This is a genomic window from Glaciecola sp. XM2 (assembly GCF_018595715.1).
GTDB lineage: Bacteria > Pseudomonadota > Gammaproteobacteria > Enterobacterales > Alteromonadaceae > Glaciecola.
In genome coordinates, this window is the sequence record NZ_JAHEOJ010000025.1 from 170,291 (window position 1) to 195,257 (window position 24,967).

A 24,967-nucleotide genomic window follows, 5' to 3' on the forward strand; every position below is an offset into this window, starting at 1 on the left:
CATCATCAGTATTGATCTGTGCTTAGTTATGCAGTCGGGTGAGCAGGTGTTTTTCACAATTTTTACGGGTATTGATCACCATCTCGTCTTGTCGATTGTTCAACACATGCAATAAGTACATCAGCACGATAGAAATTAACAACGACACGAGCGTAGAGTTAAATGCAACACCGAGTTTGTCCACCATGCCAGAAATATCGCCAGCAACAGCCTCTTCGGCTTTCGCTAGTGCGGAGCCTATCCCGCGCACTGTACCGATAAACCCAATGCTTGGGATTGCCCAAATAAAGTACCTGATCATCGAGTTACCCGATTCGAGTTGTGCGGCGAGGATATCCACACTGTCAGAAATCGCTTGGCTGGCGTGTTGTACGTTTTGCGTGTTTTTAAAGCGTCGTAAACAATTTATCCAAGTGGCCATCGACGAGTTTTCGGCATAGCGGCTAGCCTCAAGCTCATCAAGGGCTTGGGAAACATCGATTGTGTCACCTAACGGCACCATTGAAGCCGATTCTGCCCGAGCCTGCTCGCCGCTTTCTTGTGCATCACCTTCATGAGAAATGGCTTCAACGACTGGCGTATTGCGTTTTTGCGCATGGCCACTTAAGTAGTCCATGGTAAATAAGGGCTCTTCTTTTAGCACAATCCGCTGATATTTATAGATGATCAAAAACGCACAGAAAAGCCCAATGCTAACGCTTGCTTGTTGCTCAAAGTCTTTAAAAATTACCCACAAATTCGTGGTCGCCCCACTCCCTTGAGCCGCTATTGCTGCTTCTGCAAAAGGCCTGACTAAGCCCTGATAAAATAAATGCACCACAACCACAATACTCAAAAACACTACCATGGTAATGATGCCAGACGGATTCATGTTAGATGATGCTTGGGAAGAAGAGGCTGTCATATTAAATATCACTCGGTAAGGTGGCGGGAGAATCTAGGCTAATCTGCAAGGCAAGGGCGACTGAACCACCAACCACTGCTGTTGCCAATAATATTGTCAGCACAATATATTTTAGGCGGACATTGTTATTCCCGCGTTCGGGAGACGATGTAGGTTTAATCATAACGTGCAATCCTAAATCCGATAGTAGGTTTGGGGGTTTCACCGACTTCTCTAAATGCGGCGCGCAGCTCACGCAGCCTGCCAGAAGTGTAGTTACCTCCCTTAACCACATTTTGTGTGCCTCTTGGCGCACCTAAATAATCTATATGCACTTTGCTGGTATCGGGTAATGCAGTAACGTAAAAATCATGTACCCACTCACTTACATTCCCCGCTAAATCGTACATGCCAGAGCGGTCTGCAGTAAAACTGCCCACCTCAGCAACACCCGCTTTTTGGTCATTATAGTCATCAAGAAAGATGAGCTGAGTGCCTTTAATGCTTTGATCACCATAGTTACCATTGTTTCTTGGAATGCGAGTTTGATTACCCCATACATAAACGGTGCTGCGCGGGCGCTTTGACTTTTTCGCTAACCATTCCCACTCAGCTTCTGTGGGTAAACGATAGCCTCTTGAGTCGGGGTTAATGCCAACCACTTGTTCCCCGCGCACACGATAAAACGCGGGCAATCCTTCCTGTTGGCTTAACCAGTTTGTAAATAAGGCCGCATCATTCCAAGAAATATCGGTTTGGGGCAATTTGCTGTTGCTACTTTGCCCCTTAAAAGCGGCATATTGCGCTTGGGTTATTTCATGCCGAGACACCCAAAACTCGCGAGAGAAATCGACGTCAATCTCATGCTCATTGCGGCGCCTCTCAGACTCATTAGGAGGAGAACCCATTGTAAATGCATCACCCCTGAACTTCTGTAAGTCGATTCCGATTTGGTTAGCAAATAGCGGTCGCCCTTCTTGGCGACGCGCATCAAACTCCGTCAGCATCGGAATATTTAAACTGGTAAGCTGACTACTGCTAGGGGTAAAGCGCCTGGTCACGCTGCGATATCCATCAAGGGCTAATGTGATTTGTGTCTCTTTAGCGGGCAGTTCAAGTGACAGTGGAACGTTACCTTTAGTTTGATTATTAATACTGACCTGAGCGGTCACGTTACTTGCCACGTTTACCTTGCCGAGTTCAGGCTCTAGCACAATGCTAATACTTTGCGATGCACCGGGCGCAAAGGTCAGAGCCCTTTGGTAAGGATAATAGCCTGCAAGCTGGTAGGAAAATCGATGCTGGGTATTGGCGTCAAGCGAATGCTCTCCAAGGGGTTTTTCAATGTTATCAATTAACAGTACACCGTTTGCAGGTGTGGCATTTAGGGTCACTATGGCTTGTTCAGGAATGAGTTGGTAATTTCTTGTTACCTGCGCCGCAGCAAGTGTAACTTCGAGCGTATCTTGTAGTGCTTGATAGCCAGCTCGCGTCAGTTGCACATCATACTGCCCACCCAAACGTTCACTTGTATAAGGCGTCTGGCCCACTTGTTGACCATCGATAGATACTTGCGCACCGCTTGGCGTACTATTGAGGGTAATACTGCCGCTGATAGCAACTAACTCCGGAGCTAGCGTTATCGTCTGCGCACGATTTGCTTCGATTTGTGTTTCCCACATTTCATAATAGGGATTCTGCACTGCTACCGCATAATTATCTGCGGGGAGACTATATTCAAGCTGATTGCCAACAAATACTAACTGACCATCAATATACCAACTGGTGTCACCTGCAACATCTAAGCTCGCCTTTAGCAATGCAGGAGATGGCTGTAGTACCACCTCTATATTACTCGGGCTATCGGCATCTATATTGACCGTGGCCGACTCAAAGGTATCAGCCGAAACCTTCACTTCAACCGCGCCACCTAGCGTGTAAACCTTATTATCAGTAATCCACTGCATGCCACTGACGCTACTGATACTGGCAATGCCACTTGCCTCACTAGGCCCGACAATAATGACATAAGCTCTCACCAAAAATAACCACGAAAACACGCTGGCAATAACCAATACCGACGCAAGCGCACCTAATACATACAGGCCTGCGCCCTTGCGCTGCGCTTGCTTTATCCGATCGTCTATTTGCATGCTAGTGCCACTTATATGTTTTACAAAGATAACCTACCACTGCCTTTATCAAGCAGTGGCTACTCTATGGTTTCGTCCACTATTAATCTTAGCGTCAAAGGACTGTTGGCTTTCACTTCAAAAGGCAATCGCTTACTTCGATATCCTTCGCGCTTACCTTCTAATACGTACTGACCAGGACCTAACTCAATCGTGTGTTGTTCAACCTCGCCCACAATACCTACGCCCACGACAATAAGATGGGTATTCCCATCAGATTCAATGGTGACGGGTATTTGCGCGCTGTACTTATCAATTAAGGCCGCTAATGTTTGCGCTTGAGCCGCCAAGGTCGGCGACTTACTCAAATATAAAATAGATTGTTGCAATGCATTTTTCGCGGCATTTCGAATGTTTTCATCGGCGACACGCTCAGGGCGAGAGGTAAATCGTCTTAAAGACTGCTGCTGGGCTAGCACCGCTTGCGCTTCTGATTGCACTTGTTTTAACGCAGCATTCCCCGTAAAGCGCGTTAATGCAGCCGTTGCATTTTGCGACGCTTGCGCCCAATTATCAGTGCGCGTCAACTGCTCAAGATTGGCCAAAACTGCGGATAGGTCTTGCTCGGATAAACGCTGCTGTATCTGAGCATTGAAGCTTTCTATACCCTTGGCCGTTGGGTCTATTGTTCGGGCAATTTGCAAACCATCTTGTGCGCCAGCCAAATCATTTTGAGCCAATGCATCCTCAACCTTGATCAAGGCAGCGGATAGGCGCTGCTCTTTTAGTTTCTCCTGGGCTTCACGCAACGAACCCTGCAACTGCGTCCTGGTAGGATCTGCCTGCAAAATTTGCTGCATTAAAGACACTTGCTTTGCTAAATTATTCTCCACTTTGGCAACATCAAGAGCGGCTAGGAGCACTGCTACTGAATCATAAGCGCGTAGTTGCGCCTCTAATTGTTGGGTTTGCGTTTGATTAGGCATAATCGCTTTTGCCTGCTGCAAAGCTAAGCGAGCCTGTTGAATTTGTTCTTGTGCGTAAAATTGCTTCGCCTGGCCGAGTGCATCGGCAAATGCAGCCTGCCAGCTATCGACAAACGCTTGTCCTTGGGTTTTGACCAGGTTAATACTGCCTAAGGCCTGTATAAACGCGGAATTCGCAAACAGTCTAAGCGCTTTGTCACTTTCAGCATCAAGACTTGCTGCTGTTGCAGGATCCCATTCACGCAGACTTGGAGTGGCCAATATGGGCGCCAACTGGCTTTCATGTTCACTTAACGCCTGACGAAATGCCTCTCTGGCAGCCTCTTGCTCAGCAACATTGAAGCTAGATTCAACAGTTGCAGGGGATGCATCGGTAATGGCCTGTTCGCTTGGGGTGATAGACAACACAACCACAATTAAGGCAATTAACAACAACAGACACAAGCCAATTAAAATGCGCTTTATCTGCTGCGCTTTTTGCTTTTGCTGCTGTTGAATAACCGCATCGGGTGATGTGGGCTCATGCTGCTCTATCAAAACCTGAATTCCTTTGAGGACTCACACTAAACTGAGATATTACCACAACGCCAAGGCTTAAAGCTGCACGTCTGGCGTACTCTCTAACTGATAAATCTCACGTAAGTGTGTCTTCCACTGCAAATACTGCTCACTTGCGGTGCCTTGAAGTTCAATGGTTTGATCTTCAAACTCCATTTCAATTGGCCCAACGCTTAAATCTACGGCCTGTCCTTTTTCTTCGATGACAGCACTGTGTACTTTTAACGCTGAATTTGATTTAAACGCTTCATTTACCGCTACTGCCGCTCCCACAGCGCCCACTACTGTGCCAATTTCACCGGCGGTTGAACCACTGTTTTTAGCCAAGATTGCCGCTAACACACCCAAACCAACCCCCATAGCTACACTTGCATTACGTTTGCGAGTGGCCGCTCGCGCTGCCTCAATTTCAGGAAGGGTTTCTTGTTGCCAAGTTGCATAAGATGGGCCCACCTCAGCATCAAAGACATCATACTGGTCTTGCAAACGGTCGATAAACAGGAGCTCTTGCGCCTTTAATTCTTGAATGCGTTTGAGCATGGGGTCGTCTGCATCGGGCAAACTGGTTAACTCAAACTTGTAGTAACGTTGACCATTTTTACGTTTGATATCAGTGCTAAGATAGCGGTCAAATGCTTCAGGGCTGTAATATCGTGCATAGCGCATTAACGACATGTTTTTGATATTGCGCTTGTCGTTTTCACTTAGTTTGCTGAGCAGTGATACAACATAGGCGCTGGCTTGGTCATAAATAGGTTGATAGGGGTTTTTACCTTTATTACGCTGATCTCTGAAATAGTTTTGTGACACCTCATGAGCAAAGTCCTTACTGCCCCAAATTTCACCGCTACTATCTACTACCGTAATGCTCATGCCAACGATTTCACTGTCAGAATGATTGATTTTACCCAGTACAAACAAATCAGAAGGTGTGCTTGCGTCTGGCACAACCGTCACCGAGCCAAATACATTTTTGCTGACAAGTGCGTTTTTTGTTTCCACGGCAAATAACTTAGCTTCTGTACGGCGAAGCTGTGGCCAAATCCCCTCTTCGTCTAGCTCTTCGTAATCAATTTCACTGGTGCGGCCAACGGTCGGAAACCCTGGATCAAATACCGGCACTGCCACATCTAAAAAAACCTCGGCATTTTGCAATGCTGCATTCGCAGATGAGTTATTCGCTGTTGGGTTTTCAATCGGCTGAGGGCCCACTAATAAAGGCACGTTTTGTGTGCTGGTCGACTGACAAGCAGACAAAAATAAAGTAACGCCTACAATAGATATAAGTTTACCAACAAATGGGCGTTTAAAGGCCCTGCGTAAAAAAGTGATCATGACTTCCTCAATGTTTGTCTTGTATTCTGCTTCATTTGCATAACATTTATATGAAAAGTAATGCGTTTAACTGCCGCACATGTAGTCTTTGTACTGTTTCTCGAGGCCTGTTCTTGCAGTACCCGAAGACTTTTGAATCTCATCAAATAGAAGTTTACAAATTATACTGTCGTTGTCTTTAGGTGCAACCACTTCACGGTTGACTGGTGTTTGAGAATTCGACTGCTGATTGACTACTTCTGAGCCCATATTAACCGATTGCGCAGGCTCACTTTGTGCGTTTTCAGAGTCAGGCGTCTGAGCGCTTCCACTCTGAGAGGGGCCTTCGCCAGATGAGCCTTGACCAGCTGCACCACCTCCACCCCCGCCACCACCGGTCATTGCGGTTTGAACGGTATTAACGCATGAAGAATAGCTGTCGATGGATTGCGATAGTGAAGCATCCATCAGCGCAAGTCTTTCTTGTTTGGTCAACAACTCGGTATCGATGTCATCAAGTGAGACTTGCGTGCATTCATAGGAGGATGACACTTTTGTGCTCGTGTTCGTTTGTTGCGCAAAGGAGAGCCATGAAGCACTTGTGATAAAAAGGCCTAACGCCATTAGGCACAGATACTGACGCAGTGGAAAACTATCGTCGCTTTGCATCTTGCTACTTACTTTGTTCATAGGTCCTCTCATCTTTATCTAGGTACCATTTCAATGTGCACGTTTAGTTTTAGAGTGTAACTATGTGCTGAGGTTCATGGAAATCTTATTTTTCATGAAATTGACTACTCACACCGCTTACACCTTTCCTTCAAATACGCTATGTACCGACGCGAGGTAGGCTTCGTTGTTCAGCATATCTTCATCATACTCAGGCAATTGTTTAACTTGTGCGACGTTAAGCTCGCAGAAAACGGCCTGATCCTTCCAACTCACCGAGGCCAAATATTCAGGTGGCAACAAAGCTATATGCCCTCCTGGCAGCCAATTTCTGATTCCAATCACAAAGTATTTAATTGTCCAAGTATCTGTATCGAGAATAAAGTCATGCACTCGCCCCTTCATTCCATCGGTTTCAACGACGCTGTAATGTCTTAGTTCATTTATTGAGCGCAAGTGCCGATCGATTATAGGGTCTGATGGTTGCTGTGAATTGTCGCTATCAGATATTGTGTCATCGACACTTCGCTCGATTAATGAGGTTGGAGTGTCAAAGTCGCCCCAGGCGCCTAACCCATTCCAATAATAACCATACCCAAAAAAGTCAAAATAGGCCTTCTCGAATTGCTCGGACACGGGTTTATGTGCCTCTATTGGGGGGCTATCTAGGATGTGCTGCTTGGTAAGTGAGAGACTCAAAGTTTCATCTTGTATATCAAATCCGCGCACCGCGATTGGGCTAATTAACACTTTTTGAGAGAGCGGCATCCAGCGTTTGGTATCAATGATGATATAACGCACAATCCATTGCTGATCATCAAACAATACATCTTTTAGGTACCCGATATCTCCGTCGGTAGCGTCGATGTCGTATTTTAAAAGTTTATTGAGGCTTAGATTCATCCGTTATGCCTTAATTTTGGTACAGATTGTATTAGTATAGTCGCAAACGACGATAAGAGCATCCATCTGACCATTAGCCAATACAACCGTGATTATTTATGCGTTTTACAAACCTAATAATAATTTAACAAGCAAAGACAGGTATATTCGGATAGGCTATAACAGAACATAAACTTCACTTGCAGGAGTAGTGCAATGAACTCAATAAAGCGAAAAAGCATCGGTATGGTCTGCACTGTCTTAGCTGTATTGAGTCTTAATGCATGTATTAGTAAAGACGTTGAGATGACAGAGCAACAAAAGCGTATGCAGCGTTGCGATCAGTACGTCGATATGGCTAGAGAGCAGTGTTTGCAGGGTATGAATGTGACTATTCAAGATTATCAGGAAGAATTCCGTAACTTTGAAAAGAGTCAACAGGCAGAACTCGAAGCACAAACAAAAGCAATTGAAGCGGCCGTTGCTCGCCAAGAAGCGATAAAAGCCGAAAAGCTTAAAGAAGCGCTCAAAAAAGCGGAAGAAAAAGCGGAAGAAAAAGCCAAGCAAGCAGAGCAAAACAAAGATAAGAGCTGATGTGATAGAGAGCAGTCAAAACGCTGAAAATAATAACCCTCCGCGCGGCGGTAATCGATTCACCGGTTGGTTAGGCGATGCCTTGCTTAGGCTATCGGGTTGGTCATTTAAAGGGGAATTACCTCAGCATCCTAAAATGGTCATTGCTGTCGCGCCCCATACCTCTAATTGGGATTTTGTGCTCGGCGTTGCGGTACTGTTTGCTTTGCGCATTCGTATTCGATTTTTGGGAAAGCACAGCCTTTTTGTGCCGGTGGCCAAACAACTGCTAGAAGCGATTGGCGGGATCCCCGTTGACCGCAGATCGAGTCATGGCGTGGTCGAACAAGCCGTTGATCACTTTAAACAAGAAGCAAAAATGATTTTAGCCATCGCACCTGAGGGTACTCGCTCACTCATTTACCCTTGGAAAACAGGCTTTGTTGCCATAGCTCACAAGGCCAAAGTCCCCATCGTGCTTATCGGGTTTGATTTTAAGCATAAGCAAGTTGTATTTGGACCCGATTTTCTGAGTAGCGGCGACTTTGCGCAAGACATGCAAAAAGTCTATGGGTTTTATGCAACGATACCTGCAAAATATCCTGATAAAGTGGCTATAGAACCCTAAGCCTCTACAACCGACAGTTTTGCTTTAATAAAGTCACTATGCGCAACATATAACAAGTCAGACACTTTACGGATAATGTTGTCTTCGTATTTATCTAAATTCCCATCTGCATAGGCTACCTTCCACATTAACTTCACAAGATTCACTCGCTGCGGGTAGTCATAATGCTCATTGATTAAAGAGGTGAATGGGTGGACTGATGTAGTTTCAGCGCCTTTTGAATGGCTAAACTCCACTAATTCATCAAGTTCCGCAGAATTCAAATCAAACGTCTTTTGCAGTAAATGTTTTACCTTTTCTTGCTCACTTTCTGAATGTTCAAAATCAGCAAGTGCCACTTCAATTAATAACACAGCACACGCCTGCTGAATCTTTTTGTCTTTATCTTCTGCATTGTCTGCTTCCAGCGGCATTGAAAACAGGTCTTTCAGTTTCTTTAGCATAGTGTCACTACTTTATGGATAGTGGGCCTATTTAGACGAGAAAAACTGGCGTTTGGTTCACAAAATGCGCTAAATTACAGTAAATTCAATTTTTTGGCGTTCAGGCCGACATAGTGTTTATGGAAAAAACACATGTAATCATATGTCAAAAATAACCACGCGTCAGGTCACACATTTAAACGATATCTTAAATGATAACGTTATCCGTTGTGCTGCCCTGATAAAAGGCCTCAGCCCGCCGATGCATATTAACGCGGTTGGTCACCCTCATAAAACCCATGAGTTCTCTCACGAGTTTTATATTTCTGTCGAGCTCGAAACGTTGAATGTTGGCGGAGTTGCAACACAGCAGTGCAGCGTTGAAGCCATCATCGATACCGACTCAGAACTGGAGATTAGAGGCTTATTCAATAGCTTAAACAAGGCTATGCGCGACGAGGTGTATGTTATTTTTGAAGCAGTCTATTTAGCTGTGGACGGCAACCAAGTATTATTGCAAGGCGCTCGTGCAGAAATTACCAACCTCAAACAAGATGCATATTTCAAATTGATCTCAGCAGGTACACCTGGTATCTAGCTGACAGTGCAATGGGAATTGCACAGCCTATCCCCCAATCATTACCGTAGGCGAACCCATCAAAAGACTGCCGCCATGAGAAGTTGAATCACCCATCCTTGCCGCAGGTTGTGCGGATATCATTACCGTAGCTGAGCCCTCAATAATGGTGGCTGGAGGGCCAACGCACGTCACCGTATCACCCAAAACAGCGGCGGGTAAACCGCCAATGAGCACAGTAGGTGCACCAGGACCAATAATAGGCCCACCAACATGTGGAACGATCCCCGTTACCGCTGGACAAGTATGAGAGTCGGTAATTCTCGCTGCAGGAGGCATAGCGTTATCCTTATTTAGTTAATCATAACCATAGCGCCTTTTACGCTTGTTTGCCCCGAAGCAGACAACTCAGCACTTGCGCTACCGGAGGCTTTGAGCTGTGCATCGGCAGAAAGGTTGACGTTCATACCGTGAATATTCACATCACTTGTTGCCCCTAGTTCGAGGCTTTGTCCCTGTATAGAAACTTCGCCATCAGCTTTAATCGTAATATCGTTTGCACCAAACAAACTGATGCCTTTTTCATCTAAAGTCACTACGTTATTGTTCACATCTTTGAGCTGCAGGTATGCTTCGCTGTCATTGAGCTCCACCGAGTTACCGTGCTTAGTTGTTACACTAAGCACATGATTATCATCATCAAATGTTATCTTCTGTCCGCCTTTGGTCATGATCATTTTGAACATGTTTTCCTCAGTCGCTTGTGAGGCTGCATCAGGCAACCCGCTCACTAAACTGCCCAAGATCACCGGTTCGCTTGGATTGTTATCTACATATCCAAGCACCACCTGCGCACCTATCTCCGGCATAAAAGCAAAACCAAAGCCCTCTCCTGAGTAGGGCTGAACCACTTTTACCCATATCTTTGCGTCTTCGTCTTCCAGTTCTGATAAGGCCACCAGAATGCGCTGCTGACCAGTTTCATCGTAATCGAGCTCAACAACCTTGGCGAGTGATAGCCCGGTTATAGGCGGTGCACAGTCATCTGCTGAAAGTCCGTTTGATAAGCACTTAGTCGAATTCAAACCAAAATCTACCTGTGTTTGCCAATCTCCCTCTGTGATTTTATGTACAACGCCAACGACAAGTTGACGACCACCAAATTGCTCACTCACGCCGTTGATTTCAATCATATCCCCGATATGCACCTGCCCGCTGCCTTGAAACTCGACTCTGCCGTTTGCTTCTAGCGCTTTGTCATCGTCATCTTTAGTATATGACGCATGTGCATCAAAATAGTTGATATCTTCACCATAAGTGAGCGTTAGCACTTCTTTTGTAGCGCTGGCAGGGTCAATAAGGCGAACCGTGTTGTTATAATTTGCAATGAGCAAATCGTTAGCTGCAGCTCGTTGTAAGACAAAGTCCCAATCACTTGTGTTGAACTGTCTAAGCTGCGTGTTACGTCGGGTGCGATGCGCACGCTTGTCCATCTTAATACCCTGGCGAGTCACTAACCGGCCTATTAATTTGCCATCGGAGATATTGGCAAAGCTTCTATTGTAAGACGCTTGTTTCATTACATAAGCCTTATCCTCACATTCTAGGGTACATAATGATTCGCCATTGGTTATACGCAAGCCACTGCGCACAATCACGCCTTCAAAAAGAATGGTAAATTCATTTTGACCATATGCGGCAACGATCTCAATGGCACTATCTCGCTCAAAGTTGGTTATTTCATCTTGAAGATTGAGTAGCCCATGATCATCTAAAGCGGAAAAAGTGATCACCGCTTGGCTAATCGTATTCATGTTCTGCACAATTTCAACGGAAATGAGCGGGTGCTCGTCTCTGATAAAAGCCCCGTTGATTTTAATTTTGACCTGAAGTATCCCATCAGCATTTAGTAGAGGTGAATCTGCCATGATATTTCCTTATTTACATTTTTGCCTTGCTTGAGTTTTTTAAGCCAATTAGCCTGCACGCACCGACAAGCCCTCATGAGCAAACTCAATTGTATCAACTGCCACATCATCAGAGTCGGCATCATACTCCTGTGCCGTAACTTTGGTGACAAATGCGTTATGTAGTGCCCATGTGATGGTTGGCGAACCCCGCTCATCTAATAACGTTATAGTGATATTATTGCGCGCGAGAGCACCCTGATTGAGTGTATCTAGCATATGAGCAGGCATGATGCCTTTTTTCAGCGTCACGTTAGAGGCGCGATGTAACCCTGGCATACCAACGCTAGAGAAAGCCGCACTGTTCACCGCTCGGTACTCGATAGGTTGTGCTTCCACATCAAGCCCCGAAACCTCTTCAAAAGACAATACGTGATCATCCCAATGCACTTGAAAGTAAAATTTTGGCAAAGGCCAAAAAGCTTGGCTTTGCGCGCTACCGTCATCTGCCATTTGCATTTCTCCTATTACAATTAATATAAGTATTAAGCGCTTTGCATCGCTTGCTCGACAGTAATCTCAATGAACTCTGCTGGCCGTGTCACGGCAACCAAAACTCTGAGACGCAAACGACCATCGATAATATCCTCGGCCGTCATCGTATTACCTAACCCGCAATGTACGCTAAAGGCATCCTCTGGCGTTGCTCCTGCAAGGCCTCCTTGCTTCCATATCCCGGTTAAAAAATGTTGCACCATGCTTTTAATCGTAAGCCAAGTAGCTGCCTCATTTCGCTCAAATACAAACGCTTTGGCTGCATAGCTTATTGACTGCTCTAACATCATCATGGTTCGTCGAACATTGATGTAACGCCAATCTAAGCTATTGCCGTCAAGGGTTCTAGCACCCCACACTAGCACTCCTTCTCCCGGGAAGGCGCGAATAGCGTTAACGGATTTACCGTCCACGGCGATGTTTAAATGCTGTTGATCATCGTGAGTAATGTTTAAGGAGGGCGCGGTAACTGCGCTTAAACCCACGTTTGCGGGCGCTTGCCAAACACCAGAATGGGCATCTACCAAGGCATATACTCCCGCAATTGCAGATGACGGTGGAAGGTTGTTTAGATGCCACTTGATTGCGTCTATCACCGCTACATAATGTGGGCTAGATATGCGCAGTGCGTTATCAATTGACACGTCAAACTCTTCGTTTATGGCGTTTATCAACGCGAGCAATTCAGCATGCGTATGTTTATCAGGTAATGCGCCGCGCAATATCGTTTGCATCATCTGCTTGCCCGATACGCTCAAATTTACATAACTTACGTCGTGTTGACTAACCACGGTTGTGTTGACCCATGGATAATAGGCTGCCGCAAAGTCTCCTCCCTCTTGGGTCGAGAGGTTTTGCCGAAACGCTGCAATCGCATCATTGTCGGATTGAAAGCCGTTATACACGTCTAGTATTGCAAAGCAGCTGCGCGACACTACACCACATTGCAACAGCATCTGCTGTTGAACCTCATAACACTCTGCTTGAGACAATGAGACCGCTTCGGGGATGACCAGTAAGGTGGGTTCCTGCTCTTTTAATAGCGCCTGCATGCATATTAAAAAATCATCTTTATGTATCGCGTCTGCGTAACTGCCCGCACAAACAACATAGCAATCACCACCGCCATTTTGGTAAAACATGTGCATCGCTTGGTGCAACAAATAATGCTGCCCCACCCGGCGTAAATCGTAATATTGATCAGCCACAACAATATCTGCATGCTCTTGTGATGGCGTTTCAATGACATCAAATTTCGTCAGATGGCGTAATCCAAATATCGTTTCAAACTCCAGCATAGACGAGATTCTAAATGGTTCATGCTTGATTGATTTATCCCCTCGCATTGTTAGCTGTGTATAGCCAATAAATGCAGGGACGGCGGTAGGGACGGTGACAACCGCGTTTGGGAAGGCGTCTTTTTCTACAATATATACGCCAGGGGTTTTCATTCGATACGTCCATGGCCAAGAACAGATATGGTGCTATATAAAGCGGGGGTAGCTTGACGGGTCATCTCTTCGCTTTTCATAAGCTTGGCCTTAATAGGGTTTGTTGTAGTTTGACTAACCGCTTATTAATACATAACAAACTCATTAGTCATCTATTGTGACAAACTCGCGACTCGCGACACAGAAGATACAATTAAGCTAACACAACGATATATGTGCCACAACATTTTCGCGACGGACTAGTCATCGCCACATATCATTGCAGTTTGCGCGCTAAACACTATACTTTTGCCACCGCTTGTAATATCCATGAAGCTTTTTTATAAGAACTGGTCACCACATGAAACACCAACCGTCATTTCAGCGCGCACTAAAACGCATCACTATTTTAGCCATGACGTATTTATTGTTTAGCTGCGCAAGTGCTGAGTTTATTGACCTGGGGGATGCGCCACAAGTGAACGTTGCGCCCGATACACAAACGGTGATCATTCAAACCTCTGGCCTGTTTGACGGCCTAGGCGACCTAGAGTTGTTAGCATTGTGCCAAGGTATGCCTGAGCGAGTTTATTCACAATTTGCTGCCAAACTTATGTGCTTTCAGAGCGTTCTTGCGCGCGCCAATTACGTCACAGAGCAACGGCAACAAGCCATTGGGTCGTTCAATCGCTTGCTCGCAGTAGCCATGACCGCCTATCAAGTACTCAGCCCTGAAGAGCAAGCGTTTGGCGATTTACGCATCAGATTGAATAACAACATTAATGGGTACGATACCTTTTATCAGGTTGAAAACATGCGTTCACGAGACCCGCGTTTGCCTATTCAAATCGACGGTGAGCTGGGGTTGCCATTGGTGGCCTATCGCACAAATTTAGGCAGCATTGCTGATAAACATTATCCTGCAGAGGGCTTGTTTCATGCTGTTAGCCTGACACTTGAGACGGTGGAGTTTGGGGATGAAGCGATAGAAATAAATTTGCGCTTAATCAGCAACAATAAAGAGAACATTATCGTTGAGACGCAGCCGTATGCCCTTCGCTTTAGCCCTAATGCGGCTTATCTCCTATTGATTGAAAACGCCACATTGGACGATTTGAAGTTTACCGGCCTTATCAACCCTGCTGCGGTAGAGGCCAGAATGGGCGTGTTTGCCATCACCCCCATCGAAGCCCACAAAACACCTGTTTTAATGATTCACGGGCTCAACTCAGACCCGCTTGTATGGCGGTATATCACCAACGATATTTTAAACACGCCTGAACTTAATGATAGGTTTATGGTGCTACATGCATTTTACGGTAGCGGCAGCCCGCCATTTTACAATGCCATGCGCATTCGTCGAGAAATGGACCATTTCATCTCGTATCATAATATTGAAACCGATAACAAAAGCCTTGTTGTGCTTGGGCATAGCATGGGCGGCATTATTGGCAATACGATTGTCTCCGATTCTAGCTATGCTCTGTGGGATGCGACATTTAAGTTAAGACCTGAAGACATCAACAGTGAGCTAACGAGAGAAGTGCAAGACGTGTTTATGTTTAGGCCCAAATTTGATTACAATCAAATTTATTTTATTGATACGCCTCACCGCGGCTCTCAAACGGCTAAGTCCTTTGTCGGGCGGGTGGGCTCGGCGCTCGTTACCCTCCCGCAAAATGTCGTGGATTTGTTTGCAATGTTCATCGATGAGGTGGGTATTGAAAACTTGTCTGAGCGCATGCTTCCGTTTTTAGGCAATCGCACAGCAAATAGCGTTGAAGTGCTTCGTCCGCAGCACCCGCTCATGGAAGTCCTCGCCGACTTACCCATTAAAGGAGATGCTTTTTCAATTATTGGCTCAAATGGCGATTTGAGCTGCGAATCAGAATTCCAATGTATGCAAATTACCGATGGTGTGGTCGATTATGTGAGTGCCTTGCATCCGCAAAGCAAGTACCGATTGATAGTGCCATCTCGCCATGATTCCTATCAAAATCAAGACGCCATTACCTTTATTTTAGAATCCCTGAAAAGTAAGCCTTCACTTACACCTCAGGCATCGTTTCAATGAGATCGGCCTAAATACCTGGCGCGTTTCTTTTCTTTGATTTTTGTGATGTCGACAACCACCAACCCATCAATGCAGTCTTGAAAGTCTGGGTCAATGTTAAAGGCACTAAAACTCACTCCGCCTTGCACACATAATTCTGCATATTGTTTGTATAAGGTGGGAAGCGTGACGTTTAAGTTCGCTAGTTGCGCTTTGAGCACTTGCATGCCTTCATCATACGTTACATCGTTAAATAAATGATGTTGCTGTGCACTGCCACAATAGGGTGTTTTTGCTAACGCGAGGGTTTGCTCAGCAGGAAAATAATGCAAAAAGAAACTCGTAATCAACTCTGTCGCAGCTGCCGGCAGCGCACCGCTTAGGGTAACTGGACCAAACAAATAGCGATACTGTGGATGTTTTCTTAAAAAAGCGCCTATCCCCATCCATAGGTAATCTAAGCTTCGCTTACCCCAATATTTTTGCTGCACAAAACTGCGACCTAACTCCAAGCCCGCATTCAAATAGGGCTGCATCGCATCGGTATAATTGAACAAGGTTGACGAATACAACGTCGTACTAGGGTCATTTGCATGCTTAGCGTCACCAAAACGATATGCACCTGCGATTTCCAAATCTTTTTCATCCCACAAAATAAGGTGAATATAGTGTTTATCAAACTTATCAACGTCACGGCGCTTGTTACTGCCCTCGCCAACTGCGCGAAACGTTAATTCACGCAAGCGACCTAACTCACGCATGATGGGGGAGCTGTGGGTATAGCGGTACAAATAAATACACTTGCCATCTTGGGTGCGACCAAGCAACTCACATTCTGCGTTAAGCGCTTTTAATAAGGCTCGACGCTCTTCAGGTAAGGCTATGGCGCATTGGGTTTGAAAGAGAGGCGTTTTGTTTTTTGCTACTCTATAAAGGTGCTTTTTAAACAAATTCACCTGCACTTTTATGGGCAATGACATGCCTGAAAATGCTGAATATGGAATAAGGTCGCCAATTTTTACACGAATGCTTTTGTCTTTTTGATGGAACATTTCCTTAACTAAAAGCGCGGTCGCGGCTGGCTTAAACAACATCGATACCCCATAAAATAGCGGAGAATTTTTTGCGTCAATGTAAATTGGCAAAATAGGGCATTGATTGTTCCTTGCCATGTTAAGAAACCCCTTATGCCATTTAGTATCGCGCACTCCTTGTGGGCGCAAGCGTGATACTTCTCCCGATGGAAAGATGAGTAACGCTCCGTCGTTTTGTAAATGGGTGTTGATGTGCTTAAGGTTTTGCTTAGGCGTATTGCCACTCATGTTGTTAACCGGCAGAAGCACTTCGTGAAGAGGTTGAATGGACATCAGCATGCTATTGGCTACCACTTTTACGTCACTGCGAATCTCTCTAATGCATTTAAGTAGGGCTAAACCATCTAATGAGCCAATAGGATGGTTCGCGATAATCACCACTTTACCCGCCTCTGGAATGCGCTCTCTGTGGTGATCGGCAACAGAATAGCTAAATGAAAAATACTCTAACACTTGCTCAACAAAATCAAAGCCGCTTAAATGAGGATACTCACTCTCAAAGGCGTTGATTTGTTGCTCGCATAATAAACGTTTAAGTAAAGCAGAAGCGGGCTTTTTCAATAGCTTATGATTTGCAACGGACGGAAAATGGTCGTGCAGTACTTGTTGTGTATCTAACATAAAGGCCACTCTTTAAAGTGCTACTTCAAACCTAGTGAGAATAAAATCAAGGGATGACAAGCACATGACTATTGAGTGACAATGTCGTGACAGATATCAAGGCAATCGACCTACTCATCCTTACCAATTTATATAGGAGCTTTTTACCTCGATGAGCAAAACTCAGTGGGAGCCTAAGCAATATAACCATGTCGCGGATTTTGTGGCCAGACTTGGTGAGCCATTGCTTGAGTTGTTAGCGCCGAAGACAAGCGACCATGTGCTAGATGTTGGTTGCGGAGATGGCAAACTTACTGAAAAGTTAGTGCCACTTTGTGCTCATGTTGTTGGTATTGACGCGAGTGCACAAATGGTCGGTGCAGCTCGGCAAATCAATATCGATGCACATGTAAAAGACGCCGAACAACTTGATTTCAATGAACAGTTTGACCGCATTATATCTAATGCTGCCCTTCACTGGATGCTCTGCCCTGAAAGCGTCATCGACTCAATTCACCGAGCATTGAAACCACGAGGGGTGTTTGTTGCAGAGTTTGGTGGAATGGGTAATGCTCAGTCTATAGTGGACGCGCTGACAAGTTCCTTACGCAAACGTAACATCCCGTTTGACAACCCATGGTATTTTCCAAGCGACGCTGAATACAAAGCGCTGTTAGAAAAGCACGGATTTGAAGTTAACTACATAGAATTGTTCGACCGACTCACGCCGCTGCCTCAGCACCTGCACGATTGGGTCCTAACGTTCGGACAGTCGTTTTTAGAATGCGCTAGCGAAGCACAAAAACAGGCTATCTTGGAAGAAGTTGCGGCACAAGTCGCACCGGGTCTACTTATCAACGGTCAGTGGCATGTCGACTATGTAAGGCTAAGATTAAAAGCAGTTAAGCGTAAGTAAGCGTTTATTTAGTCATAGTGTTTCAAAATAGCTTAGCACTTCACTTAAGTTGATCACTTGCGCATATTTTGCATGCATGTCGTGCAGGCTCATATCATGGGCATGTTGATTACGATCACCGCATGCTTGAGGTACCACTGCACACAAAAAGTTATGCTGTAAACCATCCACGCAGGTGGCTCGCACGCAGCCGGAGGTAGTTAGGCCGGTGATAATCAGCGAATCGACGCGTAATGCCTTTAACTTGTTGTACAAATTAGTACCAAAAAAGCCGCTAGGATGATGTTTTTCGATGATATTTTCAGCTGTTACAAAGGGTGACAGCTTGTCGTTGATATCAACCCAATGCGAGCCTCTTTGCAAGATGTTAAGCGCGGGGAGTCTCTGGCGAAACACACTGGCCTGAGTCTCATCATCGTATATAACCGTCGTGAAAAACATAGGAACATTATGGGCTTTAGCAGCTGCAAGCAAATCGTAGTTGGCCTGCACTTGCTCTTCAAAGTCACCACCCAAAGGGCTGTCGGGGCGGGTAAAGCCATAGCTAAAGTCAACCGAAATCACAGCTGGGCGTTTGCCCAACTGCAACTGTCCTATCACTAAGTCTTTTTCGCTTAACTCAACGCCCATTTAAAACTCAGGCGTTTGCGGTGCTGGTAGATTAGTTTCTGCCATGCTGCGGGCTTTGATATCGGCGATGTCGCCACCAAAATCGAATAAGCTCACATCGCCCCGTTTTTCTGCCATTTCAGCGCGTAGTGCTTGTGTAGCATCAGTATCCACTGCCATAGAGTCATTGATTACCACACCGTATGCTTTCGCACCTTCAACCGTTACCAAAGAACGATTAATATCGTCTAAGACCAATTGCGGGTCACGGGCTAGTGGGTCTCCCCAACCTCCGCCGCCCCATGTATTGAAGTATAAGATGTCGCCTTTTTTCACTTCTATACCCTCACACTTAGCAGGTAAGGTGGTTTGGGTACCATCTGCACGTTCTAGTAGTTTCGTTGAGCGTAAGCCCGGTGCACCGCCATTTACGCCCCACGGATAGGTAAGCCATCTATCATCATGGATAGCAATTTGCCCATCGTTTAAGAAACGATAACCCACCGTTAATCCATTTCCGCCTCTGTGCAGGCCCGCGCCGCCAGAATCTGGAATGGTGGCATAGGTTTCAACCCGCAGTGGGAAGTAAGCCTCAATAAATTCATTTGGAACATTAGTAAAGCCCGGCCATAGCGAGTGGCCGTCAGGACCATCCCCTGCAGGACGCCCAGGAATGCCACCAAAGCCGATTTGAAACAGCTGGAACCATTCACCGTTATCGTCATAACCTGAATAAAACAAATGAGGCGAATCTGAGAAACCTGCAGCGTTCATAGCCTCTGGCGCCCCTTGCCCAAGCAACCCGCCCATCACATCAAAGATACGACCAAGCGCATGCGTTCTGCCTGAAAGTGCAGCCGGATAGTTAGGTTTTAATAAACTGCCTTGTGGAATACGCACGTCAACAAGATCATAGAAACCGTCATTAAATAGGATCTGCGGATCCACCAAGTTGATAGTAAAAGAGCCAAAAAACATCTTAAACATTTCTTCGTTAAGATAGAAGTTAATGGAGCTTTTTGCTTGAGGATCAGTGCCTTCAAAATCAAAAATAGCCTTTGGCCCTTCTCGCCACATTTTACAGCGAATTTTGTAAGGTCCTTTACCCACACCGTCATCACACAAGTAGTCTTCAAACACGCGCGGCTCTTCTGGCACCAGCATATTGATAATCGCAGACATCGCCGTATGATTTCTCTCCAACATGATTTCCATGGTTGAATAAAAAATATCATCACCAAAACGATCAGCAATTTCAATAACCCGCTTGGAGGCAGTGTTACACGCAGCCACCAAAGCATTTAAATCGAAACGATTCCACTGAGGTGTGCGTACGTTATGCAAAATAAGCTCAAGTAGGTCTTTTTGTAACACGCCCTTTTTATACAGCTTAGTAGGCGGAATACGAATACCCTCTTGGAAAATTGTTTCGGCTTTGATGGGGATTGAGCCTGGCACCATGCCACCATTATCTGACATGTGACCGAACATTGCTGACCATGCGATATGGCGCCCTTCTCTGAAAATTGGAACGATAACAATCCAATCCGGTAAATGAGAAACAGCCGCATTACACATGTATGGGTCGTTTGTTAACAGTACGTCGCCTTCTTCCACCTGACCGGAAAATGCGTCCATAAATCCGTGAATGAACGAGCCAAACTGCCCTACGACCATTTTGCCGTCTTTGTTGGCAATCATCGGGAAGCAATCGCCTTGCTCGCGAATACCTGGGCTCATTGCGGTTCTAAATAACACCGCGTCCATCTCTTCACGAGCATTTTTTAGGGCATTTTCAATAATATCAACGGTTACGGTATCTACGTCTACACGATTTAGCGCAGCATTGTTTGTTTCAATAATTTTATTCATTGTCTTCTCCTGCAACATTTAAGCGGCGCTAACCGGGTTAATTAAAAGATTACCCACTTTATCTACAGTGGCAGCATAGCCAGGTAAAATAACCGTGGTTGAATCCATTTCACCGACAATACATGGACCTGGAACAAGCAGCCCTACCCCTAACTTCTCGCGTTCGTATATCGCCGCATTGTGATATTGGCCATCGTGATATATTTTAGTATCTGCAATTTTACACGCACCTAAGTCAGTATTACCGCTGATTTGCTTACCTTCAGGAAGCGCTTGTGACGCTGCCGATACAATCGCACGCACCATGACAATTTCATGACCTTCCTCTAAAGCGAAAGTGAACAATTGCGTATGCTCTTCATCAAATCGTTTGACCAATAAATCAAGGCCATTTGCCTCAAAGTCAGCTTGTGAACACTCAATAGAAAGTTGGAAGGCTTGGCCGGTATAGCGCACATCCGCCTGCAATGTTACTTCTAGTTGGTCTTTACTGATGCCATCTGCAATTAAAGTCGCCGCAGCTTTATCCGTCAGCTCGCCAAATAGCTCAGCAAGCGATGCTTGGTCGGTGTCTTTAATTAACGTTACATAGGTTTTAGATGCCTCATCTTTGACCACGGTTGTGGCATCACCATAGGCACACAATACGCCCGGGCCCGGTGGAATAATCGTCGGCCACGAATCGGTCAAAATACCCAGCGCGTTGGCATGTAAAGGCCCTGCACCACCAAAGCCCACTAAAGCAAAGTCTCGTGGGTCAAAGCCTTGCTCCACCGACACCAAGCGAAGGGCACCAAACATGGCCTCGTTGGCAATGCGGACAATCCCTTCGGCGGCTTCTTCGACAGAAATTTCCATCGCATCTGCGACTTTTTTCACCGCTGCGACAGCGGCTTCTTTATTGATGGCCATTTTGCCGCCGAGCTGCACGTCTGATGGTAAATATCCAAGCACGACGTTTGCGTCGCATACCGTAGGCTCTTCGCCGCCTTTCATGTAAGCTGCAGGCCCAGGTTTTGCACCAGCGGACTCTGGACCCACGCGTAAAGCCTTGGTTAACTCAGGTACAAATGCTAGTGAACCTCCACCGGCGCCTACTGTGCGCACATCTACCGAAGGCGCTCTGACCACAACATCGCCTACGCGAGTCTCACGGCGAATTCTTGCTTTTGCATTTTGAATCAACGCCACGTCGGTCGAGGTTCCCCCCATATCGAAGGTGAGAATATTGTCGTACCCAGCGGCTGATGCAAAATGAATCGCGCCTGATACACCACCAGCAGGACCACTCATTAATAAGTTGACCGGATTATCAGCAGCCGCATTAGCAGACGCTAAACCACCATCTGAGCGTAAAATAGAAAGATGTAAGTCCTTACCCATAGTTTCGTGAAGCGACGCCTGCAGATTATCTACATAACGCGCGACCTCTGGACGCACATATGAATTCACAACCGTGGTTTCAGTGCGCTCATACTCTTGCATTTCAGGTACGATATCGCTCGATATACTAATAGGGATGTCGGTGAATACCTCGCCAGCTACCGCCTTTGCGCGCTGTTCATGTTCGCCGTTTACATATGCATTAATGAAACAAATGGTCAGCGCTTCGACTTCACCGGTAGCCTTTAATGTTGCTAGGTCCTTTCTCAAGGCATCTTCATCTAGCTCGCCAACGCTCACACCATCAGCCCCCATGCGCTCATCGGCTTCAATAGTAAGCTCTAACGGAGCAAGCAACGGCTTTTTCACAAAACTCACCCAACCGCCTAAGCCACCTGGGCAAAAAGAGCGGGCCACTTGCAGCACATGCTTATATCCTTTTGTGGTTATCAAGCCTACTTTCGCGCCCTTGCCGGTAAGTACAGCGTTAGTCGCTACTGTGGTGCCATGCATCACGCGATTGATTTGCTTAGGATCAATACCCGACTCTTCACAAATACGCGCCACACCATTTAATACACCAATAGAAGAATCTTCAGGCGTAGAAGGGACTTTTGCAGTGTGAGTTTCACCGCTGCTCTCGTTGATTAACAGAAGGTCGGTAAACGTACCTCCAACGTCAACACCTAATCGATAACTCATAACGTTTTCCTTTTATTTTAATTCTTTATACGCTAAACCAATGCTCTAGCGGCTAATGTGTAGGCTTTTATCAGCCTTATCTCAATACGTTTTTCGTAACCATGTTTTTGCATTGCCGCCGCGAGCCGTTTCGGTTAGCTCCACGGCCAAATCAGAGGCGGCTAATAATCCAAACATATCAATGCCGGTTTCATACCCCATTTGCTCGCACATCATTACCACATCTTCGGTAGCAACATTGCCACTTGCGCCTGGTGCAAATGGACATCCACCAAGACCCGCAATAGAGGCGTCGAACCTTCGCACGCCAGCCTCAAGGGCCGCGTAGACATTCGCCAACCCCATGGCGCGTGTATCGTGAAAATGGCACGCAAACATGTCTGCATCAAAGTCGCTAATTAAAGCGCTCATAACATTGTTAACCGCTTGTGGGTCACCTGCACCGATGGTGTCTGCAATCACCAAGCGAGAGGCGCCCATCTCGATGAGCTGCGCTGCGAGTTCGTGGACCTGATTAACCGAGATAATGCCTTCAAACGGGCATTCCCACGCCGTTGCTAGATAAACCTGCAGTTCAACCTCAGTGCCACTGGCTGCGTCAATCACATCTTTGATCATGGCTAGGGTTTGTGCGTTGTCCATACGAATATTCTTTTCGTTCATCGTATTAGACGCAGCCATTACCAGCGACGCCAGCTTCACATTGTTATCACGGGCCAATTCAAACCCTTTCATATTTGGAATAAGCGCCGAAAAATGACAGTCGCTGCTCGGTAAGGACTGACATATTTGGTCGGTACCCGCCATTGCTGGTACCGCTTTTGGCGATACAAATGCGCCCACTTCCACACCGTCAAGCCCAGCTTTAACAAGGCTTTTAATCAAGTCCAATCGCTGCTCAGGCAGCAGTATTTTGGCCTGGTTTTGTAGCCCGTCTCGCGGGCCAACATCGTTTATATAAACACGCTTAGACATGCACCGTGCCTCGAATAGTGCCATCGTTAATCAACTGGGCAATACGCTCTTCAGACATCTCCAACAATTCTGACAGCACGGTATGGGTGTCTTGACCTAAAACAGGAGCGGCTGAAAATGATTCCTCGTTGGTACGTGAAAATTTAATGGGATTGCCCGGCCCCTTGGTAGACTTGCCGTTTGGATGCTTAAGCTCCACCACCATTTTACGATGCAAAACTTGCTCATCGTTTAACGCGTCAGATAAGTTGTTGACTGGTGCACAAGGAATGCGTTTTTCTTCTAGCTGCGCTATCCAGTGAGCCGAGGTGTTCTTGCTTAATATGTCATTTAGCTTCGCATCGATGTAGTCTTTATCTGCCCAGCGTCCTGGCTGACCGTCATACTTAGGGTCGTCAAATTCAGGGCACTTCACCACCTCATTGAGGTTTTTCCAGAAATTGTCTGTGATCACCGCAATAACGATAAAGCCATCTGAGGTTTGGTAGGTGTTATAGGGCACATGCACAAAATGAGAGTTACCAATTGGATAGGGGTTATCACCCGATAAAAAGTGCATGGTGGCCATGTAATTAAGCATCGACACTTGGCAATCTAGCATAGAGATATCAACGTCTTGCCCTTTGCCGCTGGTGGCTCGTTCAATGAGCGCTGACTGAATACCCATCACTGCAAACATACCGCCACCTAGGTCGCCAATGGGGATACCCGCTCGTACAGGATTATTTTTATCTGTGCCGGTAATCGACATCCCGCCGCCAGTTGCTTGTGCAACTTGGTCAAAAGCAGGGCGTTTAAACTTGGGGCCATCATTGCCAAAGCCCGTCACACTGCAGGTAATAATTTTTGGGTTGATGTCTTTTAAAGTCTCATAGTCTATACCTAAGCGTTTAGGCACACCGGCGCCAAAGTTATTGACCACCACATCAGACTTTTTCACTAATTCGTAAAATACTTGCTTACCCGCATCGCTTTTCAAATCAATACACACGCTTTGTTTATTGCGATTCAGCGTAATGTAGTAAGCACCCATTCCTTCAAGAGAATTCTTTGGGTCTGTTGCCAATAACTTTCTTGTGCCCTCACCTTGGATCGGCTCAACTTTAATTGTTTCTGCGCCCAAGTCGGCTAAAATCATCGCGCAATAGGGGCCAGATAACATATGTGTTAAGTCAATAACACGTATACCAGCTAGTGGCTTGTTCATTATTTTCTCCCAATAAAGTAACAACAGGAAGCAGACGCAG

General features: G+C 46.0%; 23 protein-coding genes. 5 read left to right on the top strand and 18 right to left on the bottom strand.

Annotated elements, in window-relative coordinates:
• Positions 1–22: 22 nt before the first annotated feature.
• The 7 genes from KJ365_RS12790 to KJ365_RS12820 form a co-directional block, all read right to left on the bottom strand.
• Positions 23–904, bottom strand: coding sequence for a MotA/TolQ/ExbB proton channel family protein (locus KJ365_RS12790; RefSeq protein WP_214452057.1), 882 nt, complete (start codon positions 902–904; stop codon positions 23–25).
• 1 nt (position 905) lies between these two features.
• On the bottom strand, positions 906–1,067 hold the full coding sequence (locus KJ365_RS12795) for a hypothetical protein (protein ID WP_214452058.1): 162 nt from the start codon (positions 1,065–1,067) through the stop codon (positions 906–908).
• A complete protein-coding gene (locus tag KJ365_RS12800; protein WP_214452059.1) occupies positions 1,060–3,036 on the bottom strand; it encodes an SUMF1/EgtB/PvdO family nonheme iron enzyme in 1,977 nt (658 codons plus the stop codon). Before KJ365_RS12800 ends, KJ365_RS12795 begins: the two co-directional genes overlap by 8 nt.
• 59 nt (positions 3,037–3,095) lie before the next feature.
• On the bottom strand, positions 3,096–4,538 hold the full coding sequence (locus tag KJ365_RS12805) for a hypothetical protein (protein ID WP_214452060.1): 1,443 nt from the start codon (positions 4,536–4,538) through the stop codon (positions 3,096–3,098).
• Between the two features lie 57 nt (positions 4,539–4,595).
• Entirely contained in the window at positions 4,596–5,894 is a 1,299-nt protein-coding gene (locus tag KJ365_RS12810; protein WP_250884213.1) for a hypothetical protein, read from the bottom strand.
• 66 nt (positions 5,895–5,960) lie between these two features.
• Complete coding sequence (locus KJ365_RS12815) at positions 5,961–6,563, bottom strand: hypothetical protein (protein ID WP_214452061.1); 603 nt, start codon at positions 6,561–6,563, stop codon at positions 5,961–5,963.
• Positions 6,564–6,680: 117 nt separating this feature from the next.
• Positions 6,681–7,445 (bottom strand): PRC-barrel domain-containing protein, encoded by a 765-nt coding sequence (locus tag KJ365_RS12820; protein WP_214452062.1) that lies wholly within the window; start codon positions 7,443–7,445, stop codon positions 6,681–6,683.
• Positions 7,446–7,640: 195 nt separating this feature from the next.
• On the opposite strand from KJ365_RS12820, the gene KJ365_RS12825 reads away from it, so the two are divergent.
• Entirely contained in the window at positions 7,641–8,018 is a 378-nt protein-coding gene (locus KJ365_RS12825) for a hypothetical protein (protein ID WP_214452063.1), read from the top strand.
• Between the two features lies 1 nt (position 8,019).
• A complete protein-coding gene (locus KJ365_RS12830; protein ID WP_214452064.1) occupies positions 8,020–8,625 on the top strand; it encodes a 1-acyl-sn-glycerol-3-phosphate acyltransferase in 606 nt (201 codons plus the stop codon).
• Here the strand turns inward: KJ365_RS12830 and KJ365_RS12835 are convergent.
• The gene (locus tag KJ365_RS12835) at positions 8,622–9,068 is read right to left on the bottom strand and encodes a tellurite resistance TerB family protein (protein ID WP_214452065.1); all 447 of its coding nucleotides are present in this window, start codon (positions 9,066–9,068) and stop codon (positions 8,622–8,624) included. The genes KJ365_RS12830 and KJ365_RS12835 overlap by 4 nt on opposite strands.
• 142 nt (positions 9,069–9,210) lie before the next feature.
• Here KJ365_RS12835 and KJ365_RS12840 point away from each other — a divergent pair, with 142 nt between their 5' ends.
• Positions 9,211–9,645: a hypothetical protein gene (locus KJ365_RS12840; protein ID WP_214452066.1), complete on the top strand. Its 435-nt coding sequence runs from the start codon at positions 9,211–9,213 to the stop codon at positions 9,643–9,645.
• Positions 9,646–9,672: 27 nt separating this feature from the next.
• Here the strand turns inward: KJ365_RS12840 and KJ365_RS12845 are convergent, their stop codons facing one another.
• From KJ365_RS12845 to KJ365_RS12860, 4 genes are read right to left on the bottom strand one after another with little or no spacing between them, the layout of a single operon-like run.
• The gene (locus KJ365_RS12845) at positions 9,673–9,963 is read right to left on the bottom strand and encodes a PAAR domain-containing protein (protein ID WP_214452067.1); all 291 of its coding nucleotides are present in this window, start codon (positions 9,961–9,963) and stop codon (positions 9,673–9,675) included.
• Positions 9,964–9,977: 14 nt separating this feature from the next.
• Complete coding sequence (locus tag KJ365_RS12850) at positions 9,978–11,552, bottom strand: phage baseplate assembly protein V (protein WP_214452068.1); 1,575 nt, start codon at positions 11,550–11,552, stop codon at positions 9,978–9,980.
• A gap of 48 nt (positions 11,553–11,600) precedes the next feature.
• A complete protein-coding gene (locus KJ365_RS12855) occupies positions 11,601–12,044 on the bottom strand; it encodes a phage tail protein (RefSeq protein WP_214452069.1) in 444 nt (147 codons plus the stop codon).
• Positions 12,045–12,076: 32 nt separating this feature from the next.
• Positions 12,077–13,537 carry a phage tail sheath family protein gene (locus KJ365_RS12860; protein ID WP_214452070.1) on the bottom strand — a complete coding sequence of 487 codons (1,461 nt, stop codon included), beginning with the start codon at positions 13,535–13,537 and terminating at the stop codon, positions 12,077–12,079.
• Between the two features lie 340 nt (positions 13,538–13,877).
• On the opposite strand from KJ365_RS12860, the gene KJ365_RS12865 reads away from it, so the two are divergent.
• A complete protein-coding gene (locus tag KJ365_RS12865; RefSeq protein WP_214452071.1) occupies positions 13,878–15,590 on the top strand; it encodes an esterase/lipase family protein in 1,713 nt (570 codons plus the stop codon).
• Here the strand turns inward: KJ365_RS12865 and olsF are convergent.
• A complete protein-coding gene (gene olsF / locus KJ365_RS12870) occupies positions 15,584–17,284 on the bottom strand; it encodes a bifunctional ornithine lipid synthase OlsF (protein ID WP_214452072.1) in 1,701 nt (566 codons plus the stop codon). The genes KJ365_RS12865 and olsF overlap by 7 nt on opposite strands.
• 151 nt (positions 17,285–17,435) lie before the next feature.
• Here olsF and KJ365_RS12875 point away from each other — a divergent pair, with 151 nt between their 5' ends.
• Entirely contained in the window at positions 17,436–18,179 is a 744-nt protein-coding gene (locus KJ365_RS12875; protein ID WP_214452073.1) for a class I SAM-dependent methyltransferase, read from the top strand.
• Positions 18,180–18,191: 12 nt separating this feature from the next.
• Here KJ365_RS12875 and KJ365_RS12880 read toward each other — a convergent pair whose 3' ends face one another.
• The 5 genes from KJ365_RS12880 to KJ365_RS12900 all read right to left on the bottom strand — a co-directional run bounded on the left by KJ365_RS12880 (position 18,192) and on the right by KJ365_RS12900 (position 24,927).
• The gene (locus KJ365_RS12880; RefSeq protein ID WP_214452074.1) at positions 18,192–18,809 is read right to left on the bottom strand and encodes an isochorismatase family protein; all 618 of its coding nucleotides are present in this window, start codon (positions 18,807–18,809) and stop codon (positions 18,192–18,194) included.
• The gene (locus tag KJ365_RS12885) at positions 18,810–20,660 is read right to left on the bottom strand and encodes a hydantoinase B/oxoprolinase family protein (RefSeq protein WP_214452075.1); all 1,851 of its coding nucleotides are present in this window, start codon (positions 20,658–20,660) and stop codon (positions 18,810–18,812) included.
• Positions 20,661–20,678: 18 nt separating this feature from the next.
• Positions 20,679–22,745 carry a hydantoinase/oxoprolinase family protein gene (locus KJ365_RS12890; protein WP_214452076.1) on the bottom strand — a complete coding sequence of 689 codons (2,067 nt, stop codon included), beginning with the start codon at positions 22,743–22,745 and terminating at the stop codon, positions 20,679–20,681.
• Positions 22,746–22,826: 81 nt separating this feature from the next.
• Entirely contained in the window at positions 22,827–23,720 is an 894-nt protein-coding gene (locus KJ365_RS12895) for a hydroxymethylglutaryl-CoA lyase (RefSeq protein ID WP_214452077.1), read from the bottom strand.
• Complete coding sequence (locus KJ365_RS12900) at positions 23,713–24,927, bottom strand: CaiB/BaiF CoA transferase family protein (RefSeq protein ID WP_214452078.1); 1,215 nt, start codon at positions 24,925–24,927, stop codon at positions 23,713–23,715. The genes KJ365_RS12895 and KJ365_RS12900 overlap by 8 nt, the downstream gene beginning before the upstream one ends.
• Between the last annotated feature and the right edge of the window lie 40 nt (positions 24,928–24,967).